Below are 15240 nucleotides of genomic sequence, written 5' to 3'. Positions count from 1 at the left end.
GCGCGTCTCGCCCTCCCTATGCCCCAGCCGCACGGGGTTTTGAACCGGGAATCGGCGGAGGGCCTAGTCGGGTGTCAGGAAGGTCGCGTCGGGCCGCGCGGCGACGGTGCGGATGCGCCCCGGCCCGGTGCTGCCGGCCGAGACCACTGCGATCACCCGCCAGCCCCCTGCCGTGCGCGCCAGCACCGGCGCGCCCGAAGTGCCGAAGACCACCGGGCAGTCCAGCCCCAGGATGCCCGGCCAACGGTTCAGCACGCGGCAGTCGTCATGACGGCTCAGCGCGTTCGCCCGGTCGCGGCGATAGCCGATCAGCGACAGTGCGCCCCCGTCGGGGGCGGCGAGGTCGGCGGGCAGGGGGGGCACCTCGTCGGGAGGAATCGGCCGGGCCAGGTGAAGCACCGCAAGATCGGTGGCCAATGTGCTGAAATTGATACCCTTCCTTTCGTCGAAGTCGGGGTGGATTTGGATTTCCGAGACGGTGCGATGGGCGGCATACCGGCCCTTGAGCCAGCCCGCGAGGAAATGCACCTGCCCCGGCGCGGCGCGGGCGATGCCCTTCACCGCGAACAGGCAGTGCGCCGCGGTCAGAACGCGGTCAGGCGCGATCAGCGTGCCGGTGCACATGCCGCCCGAGTCGAAGCCGGCGACGTTGATCCGCCCGATCGCGCGCCAGGGGCCGTGATCGGCATCGCTCAGCGGCAAGGGGTCGGCGGCATTGGCGGCGCCGGGCGATGCCGCAAGGGCGGCCAGCAGGGCGGCAAGGCGGAGGACGCGTCGCATGCCCCTTGATATGCATCGCGTGCGACCACATTCAAAGCGGGTTGCCTTCGCCTTGCCAAGGCAGGGGCCACCGAATAGGGTGCGCCGCGACCAAGGAACCGGGCGGTCTCTCCGCCCGCCAATACGGGGATTCTCACGATGTTTGTTACGCCTGCCTTTGCGCAAGCGGCCGGTGGAGGCGGCGCCGGTGGCGCCTTCGCGTCCTTCCTTCCGCTGATCCTGATCTTCCTGATCATGTATTTCCTGTTGATCCGGCCCCAGCAGAAGAAGATGAAGGAACACAAGCAGATGGTCGAGGCGCTGCGGCGCGGCGACCAGGTCGTGACCCAGGGCGGGCTGATCGGCAAGGTGTCCAAGGTCAAGGATGACGGCGAGATCGAGGTCGAGATCGCCGAGGGCGTGCGGGTGCGCGTGGTGCGCCAGACTGTGGCGCAGGTCCTGAACAAGACCGAGCCGGCCGAGAAGGCCTGAGGCACGCATGCTGCAATTCGCGCTCTGGAAACGGCTCACGATCTGGGCGCTGGTCCTGGCCGGGCTGGTGCTGGCGATGCCCAATACCTTCTACAGCAGGGTCGAGGGACACAACGACGCGGTCAAGGCGATCGAGATCCAGGGTGCGACCCCGCAACTGGAGGCCCAGCGCGCGGCCTGGCCAGGCTGGCTGCCCTCGGGGCTGGTGAACCTCGGCCTCGATCTGCGCGGCGGCGCGCATCTGCTGGCCGAGGTGCAGGTCGAGGACGTCTATGCCGACCGCCTGGACGCGCTCTGGCCCGACGTGCGCGACAGCTTGCGCGAGGTGCGCAACGAGGTCGGGCCGATCCGGCGCCAGGACGGCCCGCCCGACGAGTTGCACGTGCGCATTTCCCGCCCCGAGGGCATGGCCGCGGCGATCCAGGCGGTGCGCGAGGTCGCCCGCCCGACCGTGACGCTGACCGGGGTGGGCAGTTCCGACATCGAGGTGCGCGGCGCGGGCGACATGTTGATCGTCCAGCTGTCCGACGCCGAAAAGCTCGCCACCGATAACCGTACGATCCAGCAATCGCTGGAAATCGTGCGCCGCCGGGTCGACGAGGTCGGCACCCGCGAACCCACGATCCAGCGACAGGGCGTGGACCGGATCCTGATCCAGGTGCCCGGCATCGGCTCGGCCGAGGAGTTGAAGGAACTGATCGGCACCACCGCGCGGCTGACCTTCAACCCGGTCGTCTCGCGCACCGAGAACCCGAACGAGGCGCCCGGACCGGGCAACGTGATCCACCCTGACATAGAGGCGGAAGGGGTCTACTACATCCTCGAGAAATCGCCCGTCGTGAGCGGCGACGAACTGACCGACGCCCAGCCCGCCTTCGACCAGAACGGGCGGCCGTCGGTCACCTTCCGGTTCAACCCGGCCGGCGCGCGCAAGTTCGGGCAGTACACCGCCGAGAACGTGGGATCGCCCTTCGCCATCGTGCTCGACGAGGAGGTGATTTCCGCCCCAGTGATCCGCGAGGCGATTCCGGGCGGGTCGGGTCAGATCACCGGCAATTTCACGGTGGAGGAATCGACCCAGCTTGCCGTACTCCTGCGGGCGGGCGCGTTGCCGGCGGAACTGGTGTTCCTAGAGGAACGCACCATCGGTCCCGAACTCGGGGCCGACAGCATCCAGGCCGGCAAGATCGCCTGCATCGTCGCCTTTGTCGGCGTGCTGGTCTTCATGGCGGCTAGTTACGGGCTCTTCGGTCTGTTCGCCAATATCGCGCTGATCATAAACGTGGGGCTGATCTTCGGGCTGTTGTCGCTGATCGGGGCGACGCTGACCCTGCCGGGCATCGCGGGCATCGTGCTGACCATCGGCATGGCGGTCGACGCCAACGTGCTGGTGTTCGAGCGCATCCGCGAGGAACTGAAATCCGCCCGCGGTCCGGCCCGCGCCATCGAACTCGGCTATGAACGTGCGCTGTCGGCAATCCTCGACGCCAACATCACCACCTTCATCACCGCGACGATCCTGTTCACGATGGGTTCCGGCCCGGTCAAGGGGTTCGCGGTCACGCTGGGGCTGGGCATCCTGACCTCCGTCTTCACCGCGATCTACATCACGCGGCTTATGATCGTGATGTGGATGGAACGCCGCCGGCCCAAGGCCATCACCGTGTGAAAGATACCAAATGCGCCTGAAACTCGTCCCGACCGAGACCAGCTGGAACTTCTTCCGGTTCTCCAGGGTCACCTTCGGTGCCTCGATGGTGGCGATGGCGGCCTCGGTGCTGCTTTTCTTCCTGATGGGCCTGAACTACGGCATCGACTTCCGCGGCGGGACCACGATCCGCACAGAGAGCGCGCAGCCGGTCGACGTCGGCGCCTATCGCGACGCGCTCGCGCAACTCGACCTCGGCGACGTGGCGATTTCCGAGGTGTTCGACCCGGGCTTCGGCCCCGACAGGAACGTCGCTCAGGTGCGTATCCAGGCCCAGGAAGGCGAGGAGAGCATCACGCCCGAGACGATCAACGCGGTCGAGGCAGCGCTGCAGGGCGTCGACCCCGACATCACGTTTCCCTCGGTGGAAAGCGTCGGGCCGAAGGTGTCGGGCGAGCTGGTGCAGACGGCGATCTTGGCGGTCGCCCTCGCGATCGGGGCGGTGCTCGTCTATATCTGGCTGCGCTTCGAATGGCAGTTCTCGCTCGGCGCGGTGGCGGCGCTTGTCCATGACGTGACGCTGACGATCGGCGTCTTCGCGCTGTTGCAGATCAGGTTCGACCTCGCGATCATCGCCGCGTTGCTGACCATCGTCGGCTATTCGCTTAACGACACCGTAGTCGTGTTCGACCGGGTGCGCGAGAACTTGCGAAAATACAAGAAGATGGAGCTGAAAGAGCTTCTCAACGTCTCGATCAACGAGACGTTGTCGCGCACCGTCATGACCTCCTTCACCACGCTGCTGGCGCTCATCGCGCTCTTCGTCCTCGGTGGCGACGTCATCCGCGGCTTCGTCTTCGCCATGATCTGGGGCGTGGTGGTCGGCACCTATTCCTCGGTCTTCGTGGCTTCCAACATCCTCCTGATGCTCGGCGTGAAACGCGACTGGTCCAAGGACCAGGATGGCGGTGCCGGCACGCAGTTCGCCAAGGTCGACGCCTGAGAGGGCCGTGTCCCGGTCGCGCGGACGGTGTGGAGCCTTGCCGCTGGCGGTTGCAGCCGTGCCCGCCGACCGCTAGCCTGACGCCATGCGACTGACGGAAGTGCCCATCGCTGACGGAGTGCCCGTGGACAGCTATGGGCCGGGCTATTTCCGCTTGGGCGGCACCCTTCACGAGGGCGCCGTGCTGGTGGCCGAGGGCCGGGCGCTGGCATGGGCGGGCCCGGCGGACGACACCCCGCTGCTGGCGCTCGTCGGGCGGATCGACGTTTTGCTGGTGGGCACCGGCGACACGCTGACGCCGCTTCCGGGCGGGTTGCAGGCCCGGCTCGAAGAGGCCGGCCTCGGCGTCGAGATCATGTCGAGCCCGTCGGCCGCCCGGGGCTATAACGTGCTGCTCTCCGAAGGCCGCCGCGTCGCCGCCGCGTTGCTGCCCGTCACCGGGGTGCCGCCGCGCTGAGCGCGCGCCAGGGCCCGGTGCGCACGGGGGTCTTATTCTTGGACGCAATACTCCGGGGGCGCCGCCCGGGACGCGCGGCGGGGGCAGCGCCCCCACGCCCAACGCCGGTCCCGCGGAGCCCAGGCTCCGCGCTGGCCCGGCGGCGGGAGCGCCCCCTTTCGCGCTTTCCGCTGCGGCCCCTTTGGGCTATGGGACGGCCATGGAACTCGTGGTGAAAGACCTCGCCTGCGCCCGCGGTGGCGTGCCGGTCCTCGAGGGGGTGGAGTTCGCCCTCGGCGCCGGCGAAGCGCTGTTGTTGCGCGGCCCCAACGGCATAGGGAAGACCACGCTCCTGCGCACGCTTGCCGGCCTGCAGCCGCCGTTGCAGGGCGCGGTCTCCGTGCCGCCCGAGGCGATGGCCTACGCCGCCCATGCGGACGGGCTGAAGGCTACGCTGACGGTCGCCGAGAACCTCCGCTTCTGGGCGCGCGTCTTCGGCCAGAGCGCGATCGCGCCCGCGCTCGAGGCGTTCAACCTGACCGATCTCGCCCACCGCCAGGCGCAGAATCTTTCGGCCGGGCAGAAACGCCGCCTCGGGCTGGCCCGCCTGCTGGTCACCGGCCGGCCGATCTGGGTGCTCGACGAGCCCACCGTTTCGCTCGACATCGCCTCGGTGGCGCTTTTCGGGCAGGCCGTCGCGGGCCACCTGGCCGGCGGCGGCACGGCACTCATCGCCACCCATATCGATCTCGGCATCGCGGCAAGCACCCTTGATCTGACGCCCTTCAAGGCGCGCCCGCGCGAGATGGCCGGTTTCGACGAGGCATTCGCATGATCGCGCTGCTGGCCCGCGACCTGACGCTGGCGATCCGGGCCGGCGGCGGCTTCGGGCTGGGGCTGGCCTTCTTCCTGATCGTCGTCGTGCTGGTCCCCTTCGGCGTCGGCCCAGAGGCCGAGACCCTGTCGGCGATCGCGCCCGGCATCCTCTGGGTCGGCGCGCTGCTGTCCTGTCTGCTCTCCCTGGACCGCATCTTCGCACTCGATTTCGAGGACGGCTCGCTCGACCTGCTGGCCACCGCGCCGATCCCGCTGGAAGGCGCCGTCGCGATGAAGGCGGCCGCGCATTGGATGACCACGGGCCTGCCGCTGACGCTTGCCGCGCCGGCGCTGGGGCTTCTCCTCAGCCTTCCGGGCGCGGCCTATGGCTGGCTGACCCTGTCGCTGGCGCTGGGCACCCCGGCGCTGTCGGTGATCGGCGCGTTCGGGGCGGCGCTGACCGTGGGGCTCAAGCGCGGGGGGCTGCTGCTCTCGCTGCTCGTCCTGCCGCTCTACGTGCCCACTCTGATCTTCGGGGCAGAGGCGGTTTCGCGCGGGGCGGCGGGGCTTGCGAATGCCACGCCGCTGCTGATGCTCGGGGGCATCACGCTGGCGACGCTGGCTCTGCTGCCCTTCGCCGCGGCCGCGGCGATCCGCATCAATCTGCGCTAGGCGCTCACATGCTATTCAGTTGAGGCCGGGCAAAAAGCCGACTAGGAAACGCTCATGTCGCTCTGGGAATACGCCAATCCGCAGAAATTCATCCGCACCACCGACATGGTGCTGCCTGCGCTCTGGGCGCTGACGGCGGTCTGCCTTGTGGTCGGGCTGGGCTGGGGCTTCTTCCTGACGCCCAACGCCGCGAATTTCGAAGCCTCGGTCAAGATCCTCTACGTCCATGTGCCTTCGGCGATGATGGCCATCAACGCGTGGGTGATGATGCTGGTGGCTTCGCTGATCTGGCTGGTCCGGCGCCACCACGTCTCGGCGCTGGCCGCGCGCGCCGCGGCGCCGGTGGGCGTGACAATGACGCTGATCGCGCTCGTCACCGGCGCGATCTGGGGTGAACCGACTTGGGGCACCTATTGGGTCTGGGACCCGCGGCTGACCTCGTTCCTGATCCTGTTCCTGTTCTACCTGGGCTACATCGCGCTCTGGGAGGCGATCGAGAACCCCGACGCGGCCGCCGACCTGACATCGGTGCTTTGCATCGTGGGCTCGGTCTTCGCCGTGCTGTCGCGCTATGCTGTCAATTTCTGGAACCAGGGGCTCCACCAGGGCGCCTCGCTCTCGCTCGACCGCGAGACCAACGTAGCGAACGTGTATTACATCCCGCTGCTCATCGCGATTGCGGGCTTCATCCTTCTGTTCCTGGCGCTGGTGCTGTTCCGCACCCGGACCGAGATTCGGGCGCGCCGGATCCGGGCGCTGATCGCGCGGGAGCGGATGGCATGATGCCCGACCTCGGCAAGCACGCCTTCGCGGTTCTGGCCTCGTATGGCGCGACCATCGCGCTGATCCTCGGGCTGGTGGCGCTGTCGTTGTGGCGCGGGAGCCGGGTCCGCCGGCAGTTGGACGAGGCCGAGGCAAGGAGGCACAAGGATGTCTGAGAAAAAGGGTGTCTCGCCGCTGATGCTCCTGCCGCCGCTGATCTTCATCGGCCTGGCGGCATTGTTCTTCTTCGGCATGCAGGGGTCTTCCGACCGCGACAGGCTGCCCTCCACGCTCATCGGAAAGCCTGCGCCGGCGCTGGAGTTGGAACCGCTGGAGGGCTCGGTATTCGGCGATGCGGCGCTGCGCGCGGGCGGCGTGACGCTGGTGAACTTCTGGGCGAGCTGGTGCGGCCCGTGCCGGGACGAGCATCCGGTTCTCGAGACGCTCGCCGAAGACGGCGTTACGATCTACGGCGTTAACTACAAGGACAAGCCGCGGAACGCGCTGCGGTTTCTCGACGACCTCGGCAACCCCTATGCCGCCATCGCCGCCGATCGCGAAGGCCGCGCGGCCATCGAGTGGGGGGTCTACGGGGTGCCGGAAACCTTCGTCGTGGACGGGGAGGGGCGCGTCGTCCTGCGCCATCCCGGACCGCTCACCGAGCAAGTAGTGGAAACGACCCTGCGCCCGGCGATGGAGAAGGCGGCGGCGGACTGAGCACGCCGTCCTGAACGGGTGAAGATCGCATGTTCCGGTGCAGGCGGAGGCGTCGGGATTTCGGGTCGCCTGCGCGACACCGTCCGCGCATCGGCGCGGGCCGTGATCAGCCCGCTCCCCGCAGGAGAAGGATGAGCGTGACGAAGGCGAGTGCCTCGAAGAGCGGCATCGAAAGGATGCTTTTTCTGAAAAACTTCTGCGTCATGTCCGCAAGCTAGCGCGCGTGCGCCCGAGGCAACAGGCCCGCCTGGGCTTTTGGGCAGAAACACACCGTTGCAGGAAACGGAACGCCCCGGTCGCGGCGACCGGGGCGTCGGTGTGGGGCCAGGCGAGGGTCAGGCCGCGCGGGCGAGGTTGCGCAGCACGTAATGCAGCACGCCGCCGTGTTCGACATATTCCTTCTCGATGGCCGTATCGATCCTGCATTTCAGCGTGACCGTCTTCTCGGACCCGTCGCCATAGGTGATGGTGCAGGGCACCTCGGCCTGCGGCTTGAGATCGCCCGCGAGCCCGCCGATTGAGAAAGTCTCTTCCCCGGTCAGTTCCAGCGTCTTGCGGGTATCGCCGCCGGTGAACTCGAAGGGAATCACCCCCATGCCCACCAGGTTCGAGCGGTGGATACGTTCGAAGCTCTCGGCGATCACCGCCTTGACGCCCAGAAGCGCGGTGCCCTTCGCCGCCCAGTCGCGCGACGACCCGGCGCCGTACTGCTCGCCGCCGATCACGACGAGGGGCACGCCCTTTTCCTGCCACGCCATCGCGGCCTCGAAGATCGTGGTCTCGTTGCCGTCGGGGCCCTTGGTGTAGCCGCCCTCGGTGCCCGGAACCATCTCGTTGCGGATGCGGATATTGGCGAAGGTGCCGCGCATCATCACTTCGTGGTTGCCGCGCCGCGAGCCGTAGGAGTTGAACTCGCGCACCGGCACCTGGCGCTCCACGAGGTAGCGGCCGGCGGGCGTGGTCTCGCGGAACGAGCCGGCGGGGCTGATATGGTCGGTCGTCACCATGTCGCCCAGGATCGCCAGCGGGCGGGCGTTCTCGAGGTCGGCGATCTCGCCCGGCTTGGGGTCCATGCCCCGGAAGTAGGGCGGGTTCTGGACGTAGGTCGAGCTTGTGGGCCAGTCATAGGTTTCGCTGTCGGTGGTCTCGACCGCCTGCCACTTATCGTCGCCCTTGAAGACATCGGCGTATTTCGACTGGAAGGCCGCGCGCGTCACCGTCTTCTCGACCAGCTCGGTGATCTCCTTCTGAGTCGGCCAGATGTCCTTCATGAAGACGTCGTTGCCGTCCTTGTCCGTACCGATCGGGTCGCGGGTGAGGTCGATATTCATGTCGCCCGCTATGGCGTAGACCACCACCAGCGGCGGCGAGGCAAGGTAGTTGGCGCGCACATCCGGGGAAATCCGGCCCTCGAAGTTCCGGTTCCCGGACAGCACGCTGGTCGCGATCAGATCGTTGTCGTGGATCGTCTTCGAGATTTCTTCGGCCAGCGGACCGGAATTCCCGATGCAGGTGGTGCAGCCATAGCCCACAAGGTTGAAGCCGATCGCGTCGAGGTCGTCCTGCAGCCCGGCCGCCTCCAGGTATTCGCTCACGACTTGGCTGCCCGGCGCGAGCGAGGTCTTGACCCAGGGCTTGCGGTTCAGGCCCAGTTCGCGGGCCTTCCTCGCCACCAGCCCCGCGCCGATCATCACGTAGGGGTTCGAGGTGTTGGTGCAGGAGGTGATCGACGCGATCACGACCGAGCCGTCGCGCAGCTCGTAATCCTGCCCCTCCACCTTCGCGCTCTTGCGCGGATCGACGAGCGCATCGGGGGTGGGGCCTTCCGACTCCATGGCATGCGCCGCCTGGCTTTCATCCTCGCCGCGGTATTCGGCCACGACGTTTAAGAACGAGTCCGACGCGCGGTCGAGCGGGGTGTGGTCCTGCGGCCGCTTGGGGCCCGAGATCGCCGGCACCACGGTGCCCATGTCGAGTTCCAGCGTGTCGGTGTAGACCGGGTCGTAGTCGGGGCCCCGCCACATCCCGTTCTCCTTGGCGTAGGCTTCGACCAGCGCCACACGGCCCTTGTCGCGGCCGGTCTGTTCCAGGTAGCGCAGGGTCTCGTCATCGACCGGGAAGAAGCCGCATGTCGCGCCGTATTCGGGCGCCATGTTGCCGATCGTCGCCCGGTCGGCCAGCGGCAGGTGGTCGAGCCCCGGCCCGTAAAATTCGACGAACTTGCCGACGACGCCCTTTTCGCGCAGCATCTGTACAACGCGCAGGACGAGGTCGGTGGCGGTGGTGCCTTCGACCATCTGCCCGGTCAGCTTGAAGCCCACGACTTCCGGGATCAGCATGGAAATCGGCTGGCCCAACATCGCCGCCTCGGCCTCGATGCCGCCGACGCCCCAGCCCAGAACGCCGAGCCCGTTGACCATGGTGGTGTGGCTGTCGGTGCCCACCAGCGTATCGGGGTAGGCGACATCCTCGCCATTCTGGTCGGTATCAGACCAAACGGCCTGGGCGAGATATTCCAGGTTCACCTGGTGGCAGATGCCGGTGCCCGGCGGCACCACGCGGAAATTGGCGAACGCCTTCTGACCCCATTTCAGGAAGGTATAGCGTTCGATGTTGCGCTCGTATTCCCGGTCCACGTTCATCTGGAACGCGCGCGGGTTGCCGAACTCGTCGATCATCACCGAATGGTCGATCACCAGGTCGACCGGGTTCAGCGGGTTGATCTTCTGCGCGTCCCCCCCCAGCGCCACGATCCCGTCGCGCATCGCGGCCAGGTCCACGACCGCGGGCACGCCGGTGAAATCCTGCATAAGCACGCGCGCCGGGCGATAGGCGATCTCGCGCGCGGCCCTGCCGCCATTGGCCGCCCAGTCCGAAAACGCCTTGATGTCGTCGACGGTGACCGTCTTGCCGTCCTCGAAGCGCAGCAGGTTTTCCAGAACGACCTTCAGCGCGGCCGGCAGGCGGGAGAAATCGCCCAGGCCCGCGGCCTCGGCCGCCGGGATCGAATAATAGGCATAGCTTGCCCCGCCGGCGTTCAGCGTCTTGCGGGTCCGGGCGGTGTCCTGTCCAACGGTGATCGGCATGAAAGGTCGGTCTCCATTCGGGTGAAGCGCGTGTCTCGCCCAAGCTCTTGCCTGAAGCCCCGCATGCGTTCAAGGGGCTGCAACGAAAATTGTATACCACGGTGCACATGAGGGGGCGGCGCCGGGCGGCCAATGCGCACGTCCGCCTCCCGAATCCTTGATTGGCAGGTCACCAGGGGCTTCTGTAGGAACGTGCGGGACACGGGAAACACGGGGGTCAGAAGATGCGAGCATTCATCACGGCGCTGATCGCGGCCTGGCTGGCCCTTGCGGGCGACGCGCGGGCCGATGGCAGCCCGGTCGTGGTGGAGCTCTTCACCTCGCAGGGGTGCTCGTCCTGTCCGCCGGCCGATGCGCTCATCGCCGAGCTGTCGAAGCGCGAGGATGTCATCCCGCTCGCGCTCCATGTGGATTACTGGGATTACATCGGCTGGAAGGATATCTTCGCCGACCCCGCCCATACCCGCCGGCAGAAAGCCTATGCGCGCGCCGCCGGCTCGCGGTCGATCTACACGCCGCAGATGGTCGTCGGCGGGCAGGACCACGTGGTCGGCTACCGGCCGATGGACCTTGCCCAGTTGATCGAGGCCCATCGCGGGCTGTCGAGCCCGGTGACGCTGACGCTGGAGCGCGACGGCGACACGGTGACGGTGCGGGCGCGCTCGGAGCAGACCTTCGAGGAGGACGTGGTGCTGCAGATCGTGCGCTACGAGCCTTCCGAGGAGGTCGAGATCAAGCACGGCGAGAACGCGGGCAAGACGCTGCACTACTCCAATATCGTGGAGGTGTGGAACGCGGTGGCGCGCTGGGATGGCGCAAAGCCCTTGGTCATGACGCTCAAGACCAAGGACGAGGAGCCCATCGTCGCGATCATCCAGCGCGCGGGGCCGGGTCGAATCCTGGCGGCTGCACGGCTGCGCTGAGTGGCGCACCCCTCGGCGTGCAGGCGGCGGATTCGCCCTTCCGGCCCTACCGGTCCGGCTGACCGTTATTGCGCGGCGATGCCCGGCGCGTTGCCGTCGGGCGTGTAGTTCAGCACGGGCGCCAGCCAGCGTTCGGCTTCGGCGATCTCCATCCCCTTGCGCTCGGCATAATCGGCGACTTGGTCGGCCTCGACCTTGCCGACGCCGAAATACCGGGCGTCGGGATGGGCGAGGTAGAGACCCGAAACCGATGCGGAGGGCCACATCGCCATGCTTTCGGTCAGCCCGATGCCGGTCGCGGCCTCGGCATCGAGCAGATCGAACAGGGTGCGCTTTTCGGTGTGGTCGGGCTGCGCGGGGTAGCCGGGCGCGGGGCGGATGCCCGGATAGGGTTCCGCGATCAACTGTTCGGGGGTGTAATCCTCGTCGGGCGCATAGCACCAGAACTCCTTGCGCACCATCTCGTGCAGCCGCTCGGCCAGCGCCTCCGCAAAGCGGTCGGCCAGCGCCTTCACCATGATCGCGCCGTAATCGTCGTGGGCGTCCTCGAACCGCTTGGCGATCTCGTGTTCCTCGGCACCCGCGGTGACGGCAAATCCCCCCACGTAGTCGCCAACGGTGCCCTCGGGGGCGACGAAATCGGCCAGCGCGATGTTCGGCACGCCCTCGCGCTTGGTGGTCTGCTGGCGCAGAGTGTGGAGCGTGGCAACCGGGCGCGTGCGCGCGGCGTCGCGATAGAGCCGGATGTCGTCGCCGACCGCGTTCGCGCGCCAGAAACCCAGCACCGCGCGCGGGCGGAACCAGCCCTCGTCGAGGATGCGCACCAGCATCTTCTGCGCGTCGTCATAGAGGGCGCGCGCGGCCTCGCCCTTCGCGGAATCGTCGAGCAGCTTGGGGAAGGTGCCGCGCAGCTCCCAGGCATGGAAGAACGGCGTCCAGTCGATATAGCGGGCCAGTTCGGCCAGATCCCAGTCGTCGAGCGTGCGCGTGCCCAGGAACCCCGGCTCCGGCGCCGTGTAGCCCGACCAGTCAAGCGCCAGGGCGTTGGCCCGTGCCCGCGCAAGCGGCAGGCGCGCCTTCGCGGCGTTCCCCCGGGCGTGTTTCTCGGCGATGTCGCGGTATTCCGCGCGGATGCCCTCGACATAGCCCGCGCGCTGACCCTCGCTCAGCAGCGACGAGACCACGCCCACCGCGCGGCTGGCGTCGGTCACGTGAATTGCCTGGTTGCGCGTGTACGAGGGCGAAATCTTGACGGCCGTGTGTACCCGGCTGGTCGTGGCCCCGCCGATCAGCAGCGGAATGTCGAAGCCCTCGCGCTCCATCTCGGCGGCGACATGCACCATCTCGTCCAGAGAGGGCGTGATGAGGCCCGAAAGGCCGATCACGTCGACATTCTCCTCGCGCGCGGTGGCCAGGATCTTTTCGGCGGGCACCATCACGCCGAGGTCGATGATCTCGTAGTTGTTGCAGGCCAGCACGACGCCGACGATGTTCTTGCCGATATCGTGCACGTCGCCCTTGACGGTGGCCATCAGCACCTTGCCGGCGGCCTCCTGCTTGCCGTCCTTCTCGACCTCCATGTAGGGCAGCAGCACGGCGACCGCCTGTTTCATCACGCGGGCCGATTTCACCACCTGCGGCAGGAACATCTTGCCCGCGCCGAACAGGTCGCCCACGACGTTCATCCCCGCCATCAGCGGGCCCTCGATCACGTGCAGGGGGCGCTCCGCGGCCTGCCGCGCTTCTTCGGTGTCTTCCTCGATATATTCGGTGATCCCGTTGACCAGCGCGTGTTCCAGCCGCTTTCCCACCGGCCATTCGCGCCAGCTCAGGTCCTTTTCGCGGGTCTTGCCCCCGCCTTGGCCGCGATAGCCCTCGGCCAGGTCGAGCAGCCGCTCGGTCGCGTCGCTGCGGCGGTTCAGCACCACGTCCTCGCAGGCCTCGCGCAACTTGGCGTCCAGGGAATCGTAGACGGCGAGCTGCCCGGCATTGACGATGCCCATGTCCATGCCCGCCTTGATGGCGTGGAAGAGGAAGACCGCGTGCATCGCCTCGCGCACGGGTTCGTTGCCGCGGAAGCTGAACGAGAGGTTCGATACGCCGCCCGAGACATGCACATGGGGGCAGTCTTGCCGGATGCGGCGCGTGGCCTGGATGAAGTCGACGCCGTAATTGTCGTGCTCGGCGATGCCGGTGGCCACCGCGAAGATGTTGGGGTCGAAGATGATGTCCTCGGGCGGGAAATCCGTCTCTTCGGTGAGCAACTTGTAGGCGCGGGCGCAGATCTCGACCTTGCGGTCGGCGGTGTCGGCCTGGCCGTCCTCGTCGAAGGCCATCACTACGACCGCCGCGCCATAGGCCCGGCAGAGCCGCGCCTGTTCCAGGAACGCCTCCTCGCCCTCCTTCAGCGAGATCGAGTTCACGACCGGTTTGCCCTGCACGCATTTGAGGCCCGCCTCGATCACCTCCCATTTGGAACTGTCGATCATCACCGGCACCCGCGCGATATCGGGTTCGGCGGCGACGAGGTTCAGGAAATCGACCATCGCTTGCGCCGAATCGATCAGCCCCTCGTCCATGTTCACGTCGATGATCTGGGCGCCGTTCTCCACCTGGTCGCGCGCGACCTCCAGCGCGGTGGCGTAGTCGCGCTCCTTGACCAGCTTGCGGAACCGGGCCGAGCCGGTGACGTTCGTCCGCTCGCCCACGTTCACGAACGGGATCTCGTCGGTCAGGGTGAAGGGTTCCAGCCCCGACAGGCGCATCCGCGGGGCGATCTCGGGGATCGCCCGCGGCGCGTGTCCCTTCACGGCCTCGGCGATCGCCGCGATATGGTCATAGGTCGACCCGCAGCAGCCGCCGACCACGTTCACCAGCCCCTCTTCGGCGAAGCCGGCGACCAGCGCCGCCATTTCCTCGGGGCTCTGGTCGTATTCGCCCATCTCGTTGGGCAGCCCGGCGTTCGGGTAGGCGCATATCAGCGTGTCGGCGACGCCGGACAACTCGGCCAGGTGCGGGCGCATGGCGTCCGCGCCGAGCGCGCAGTTGAGCCCCACCGTCAGCGGCTTGCCGTGCCGGACCGAGTGCCAGAACGCCGTCGGCGTCTGGCCCGAGAGCGTGCGGCCGGACAGGTCGGTGATCGTGCCCGAGACCATCACCGGCAGGCGGGTTCCGTGTTCGGCGAACACTTCCTCGCAGGCGAAGATCGCGGCCTTGGCGTTCAGCGTGTCGAAGATCGTCTCGATCAGGATCAGGTCGGAGCCGCCCGCGATCAGGCCGCGCGCCTGCTCGGCGTAGGCGTCCTTCAACTGGTCGAACGTGACGGCCCGGAACCCCGGATCGTTTACGTCGGGGCTGATCGAGGCGGTGCGGTTCGTCGGCCCCAGGGCGCCCGCGACGAAACGGCGCCGCCCGTCCTCGGCCTCGGCGCGGCCCATCGCCTTGCGCGCAAGGCGCGCGCCCGCCTCGTTCAGGTCGAACACCTTGTCCTCCAGCCCGTAATCGGCCTGGGCGATCGTGGTGGATGAAAACGTGTTCGTTTCGACGATATCGGCGCCCGCCATGGCGTAGCGGTAATGGATATCCTCGACCGTGTCGGGCCGGGTCAGGTTCAGAAGGTCGTTGTTCCCCTTCTGCGGCTTGCCCTTGGGCGGGTGGCAGGCACAGCCTGCGTATTCCTCCTCGGACAGCCCGAGCAACTGGATCTGCGTGCCCATCGCGCCGTCCAGGATGAGAATGCGCTCGCGCGCGGTGGCACGGATCGCGTCGAATACCGGGGAAAGCGGCAGCGGGGCGGGGCGAACGGAATTGTCGGACATGGAGATGCGGATACCGCTTGCGCAACGTGAAGTCCAATTCATCTTTGTCACGATGTTTATGAGGCGCGCTCAAATTCGCGCCGGTCGGCGGCTGCGCCGGATTGACAG

At 67.5% G+C, this 15240-nt stretch carries 13 protein-coding genes; 10 read left to right on the top strand and 3 right to left on the bottom strand.

The genetic code is table 11. From position 1 onward, the window contains the following. Positions 1–63: 63 nt before the first annotated feature. Complete coding sequence (locus BUR28_RS06080; RefSeq protein WP_074219308.1) at positions 64–780, bottom strand: trypsin-like serine peptidase; 717 nt, start codon at positions 778–780, stop codon at positions 64–66. Between the two features lie 138 nt (positions 781–918). Between BUR28_RS06080 and yajC the strand changes: the two genes are divergently transcribed. From yajC to BUR28_RS06035, 9 genes are all read left to right on the top strand, one after another. Next, positions 919–1251: a preprotein translocase subunit YajC gene (gene yajC, locus BUR28_RS06075; RefSeq protein ID WP_074219307.1), complete on the top strand. Its 333-nt coding sequence runs from the start codon at positions 919–921 to the stop codon at positions 1249–1251. A gap of 7 nt (positions 1252–1258) precedes the next feature. Further along, positions 1259–2920 (top strand): protein translocase subunit SecD, encoded by a 1662-nt coding sequence (gene secD, locus BUR28_RS06070; protein WP_074219306.1) that lies wholly within the window; start codon positions 1259–1261, stop codon positions 2918–2920. Positions 2921–2930: 10 nt separating this feature from the next. Further along, positions 2931–3902: a protein translocase subunit SecF gene (gene secF / locus BUR28_RS06065; protein WP_074219305.1), complete on the top strand. Its 972-nt coding sequence runs from the start codon at positions 2931–2933 to the stop codon at positions 3900–3902. 85 nt (positions 3903–3987) lie between these two features. Beyond that, positions 3988–4359, top strand: coding sequence for an Mth938-like domain-containing protein (locus tag BUR28_RS06060; protein WP_074219304.1), 372 nt, complete (start codon positions 3988–3990; stop codon positions 4357–4359). A 199-nt stretch (positions 4360–4558) separates the two neighbouring features. Then, positions 4559–5173, top strand: a complete 615-nt coding sequence (ccmA, locus tag BUR28_RS06055; protein ID WP_074219303.1) for a heme ABC exporter ATP-binding protein CcmA — start codon at positions 4559–4561, stop codon at positions 5171–5173. Then, the gene (gene ccmB, locus BUR28_RS06050) at positions 5170–5826 is read left to right on the top strand and encodes a heme exporter protein CcmB (RefSeq protein ID WP_074219302.1); all 657 of its coding nucleotides are present in this window, start codon (positions 5170–5172) and stop codon (positions 5824–5826) included. Before ccmA ends, ccmB begins: the two co-directional genes overlap by 4 nt. A 54-nt stretch (positions 5827–5880) precedes the next feature. Next, complete coding sequence (locus BUR28_RS06045; RefSeq protein WP_074219301.1) at positions 5881–6609, top strand: heme ABC transporter permease; 729 nt, start codon at positions 5881–5883, stop codon at positions 6607–6609. Further along, the gene (gene ccmD / locus BUR28_RS06040; RefSeq protein ID WP_074219300.1) at positions 6606–6764 is read left to right on the top strand and encodes a heme exporter protein CcmD; all 159 of its coding nucleotides are present in this window, start codon (positions 6606–6608) and stop codon (positions 6762–6764) included. Before BUR28_RS06045 ends, ccmD begins: the two co-directional genes overlap by 4 nt. A gap of 22 nt (positions 6765–6786) precedes the next feature. Continuing rightward, positions 6787–7305 (top strand): DsbE family thiol:disulfide interchange protein, encoded by a 519-nt coding sequence (locus BUR28_RS06035; RefSeq protein ID WP_074221533.1) that lies wholly within the window; start codon positions 6787–6789, stop codon positions 7303–7305. A gap of 335 nt (positions 7306–7640) precedes the next feature. Here the strand turns inward: BUR28_RS06035 and acnA are convergent, their stop codons facing one another. Continuing rightward, the gene (gene acnA / locus BUR28_RS06030) at positions 7641–10391 is read right to left on the bottom strand and encodes an aconitate hydratase AcnA (RefSeq protein ID WP_074219299.1); all 2751 of its coding nucleotides are present in this window, start codon (positions 10389–10391) and stop codon (positions 7641–7643) included. Positions 10392–10615: 224 nt separating this feature from the next. Between acnA and BUR28_RS06025 the strand changes: the two genes are divergently transcribed. After that, positions 10616–11314, top strand: a complete 699-nt coding sequence (locus BUR28_RS06025; protein WP_074219298.1) for a DUF1223 domain-containing protein — start codon at positions 10616–10618, stop codon at positions 11312–11314. 65 nt (positions 11315–11379) lie between these two features. On the opposite strand, the gene metH is transcribed toward BUR28_RS06025, so the two are convergent. Further along, positions 11380–15132 (bottom strand): methionine synthase, encoded by a 3753-nt coding sequence (gene metH, locus BUR28_RS06020; protein WP_074219297.1) that lies wholly within the window; start codon positions 15130–15132, stop codon positions 11380–11382. Between the last annotated feature and the right edge of the window lie 108 nt (positions 15133–15240).

Origin of the sequence: Rhodovulum sp. ES.010, assembly GCF_900142935.1 — a bacterium.
Lineage (GTDB): Bacteria > Pseudomonadota > Alphaproteobacteria > Rhodobacterales > Rhodobacteraceae > Rhodovulum.
Note: the sequence above shows the minus strand (reverse complement) of the source record. Positions and strands in the feature narration are given on the sequence as shown.

Coding starts and splice junctions, on each gene's coding strand:
- BUR28_RS06080 (WP_074219308.1), bottom strand. CDS start 780: ATGCGACGCGTCCTCCGCCTTGCCGCCCTGCTGGCCGCCCTTGCGGCA.
- yajC (WP_074219307.1), top strand. CDS start 919: ATGTTTGTTACGCCTGCCTTTGCGCAAGCGGCCGGTGGAGGCGGCGCC.
- secD (WP_074219306.1), top strand. CDS start 1,259: ATGCTGCAATTCGCGCTCTGGAAACGGCTCACGATCTGGGCGCTGGTC.
- secF (WP_074219305.1), top strand. CDS start 2,931: ATGCGCCTGAAACTCGTCCCGACCGAGACCAGCTGGAACTTCTTCCGG.
- BUR28_RS06060 (WP_074219304.1), top strand. CDS start 3,988: ATGCGACTGACGGAAGTGCCCATCGCTGACGGAGTGCCCGTGGACAGC.
- ccmA (WP_074219303.1), top strand. CDS start 4,559: ATGGAACTCGTGGTGAAAGACCTCGCCTGCGCCCGCGGTGGCGTGCCG.
- ccmB (WP_074219302.1), top strand. CDS start 5,170: ATGATCGCGCTGCTGGCCCGCGACCTGACGCTGGCGATCCGGGCCGGC.
- BUR28_RS06045 (WP_074219301.1), top strand. CDS start 5,881: ATGTCGCTCTGGGAATACGCCAATCCGCAGAAATTCATCCGCACCACC.
- ccmD (WP_074219300.1), top strand. CDS start 6,606: ATGATGCCCGACCTCGGCAAGCACGCCTTCGCGGTTCTGGCCTCGTAT.
- BUR28_RS06035 (WP_074221533.1), top strand. CDS start 6,787: ATGCTCCTGCCGCCGCTGATCTTCATCGGCCTGGCGGCATTGTTCTTC.
- acnA (WP_074219299.1), bottom strand. CDS start 10,391: ATGCCGATCACCGTTGGACAGGACACCGCCCGGACCCGCAAGACGCTG.
- BUR28_RS06025 (WP_074219298.1), top strand. CDS start 10,616: ATGCGAGCATTCATCACGGCGCTGATCGCGGCCTGGCTGGCCCTTGCG.
- metH (WP_074219297.1), bottom strand. CDS start 15,132: ATGTCCGACAATTCCGTTCGCCCCGCCCCGCTGCCGCTTTCCCCGGTA.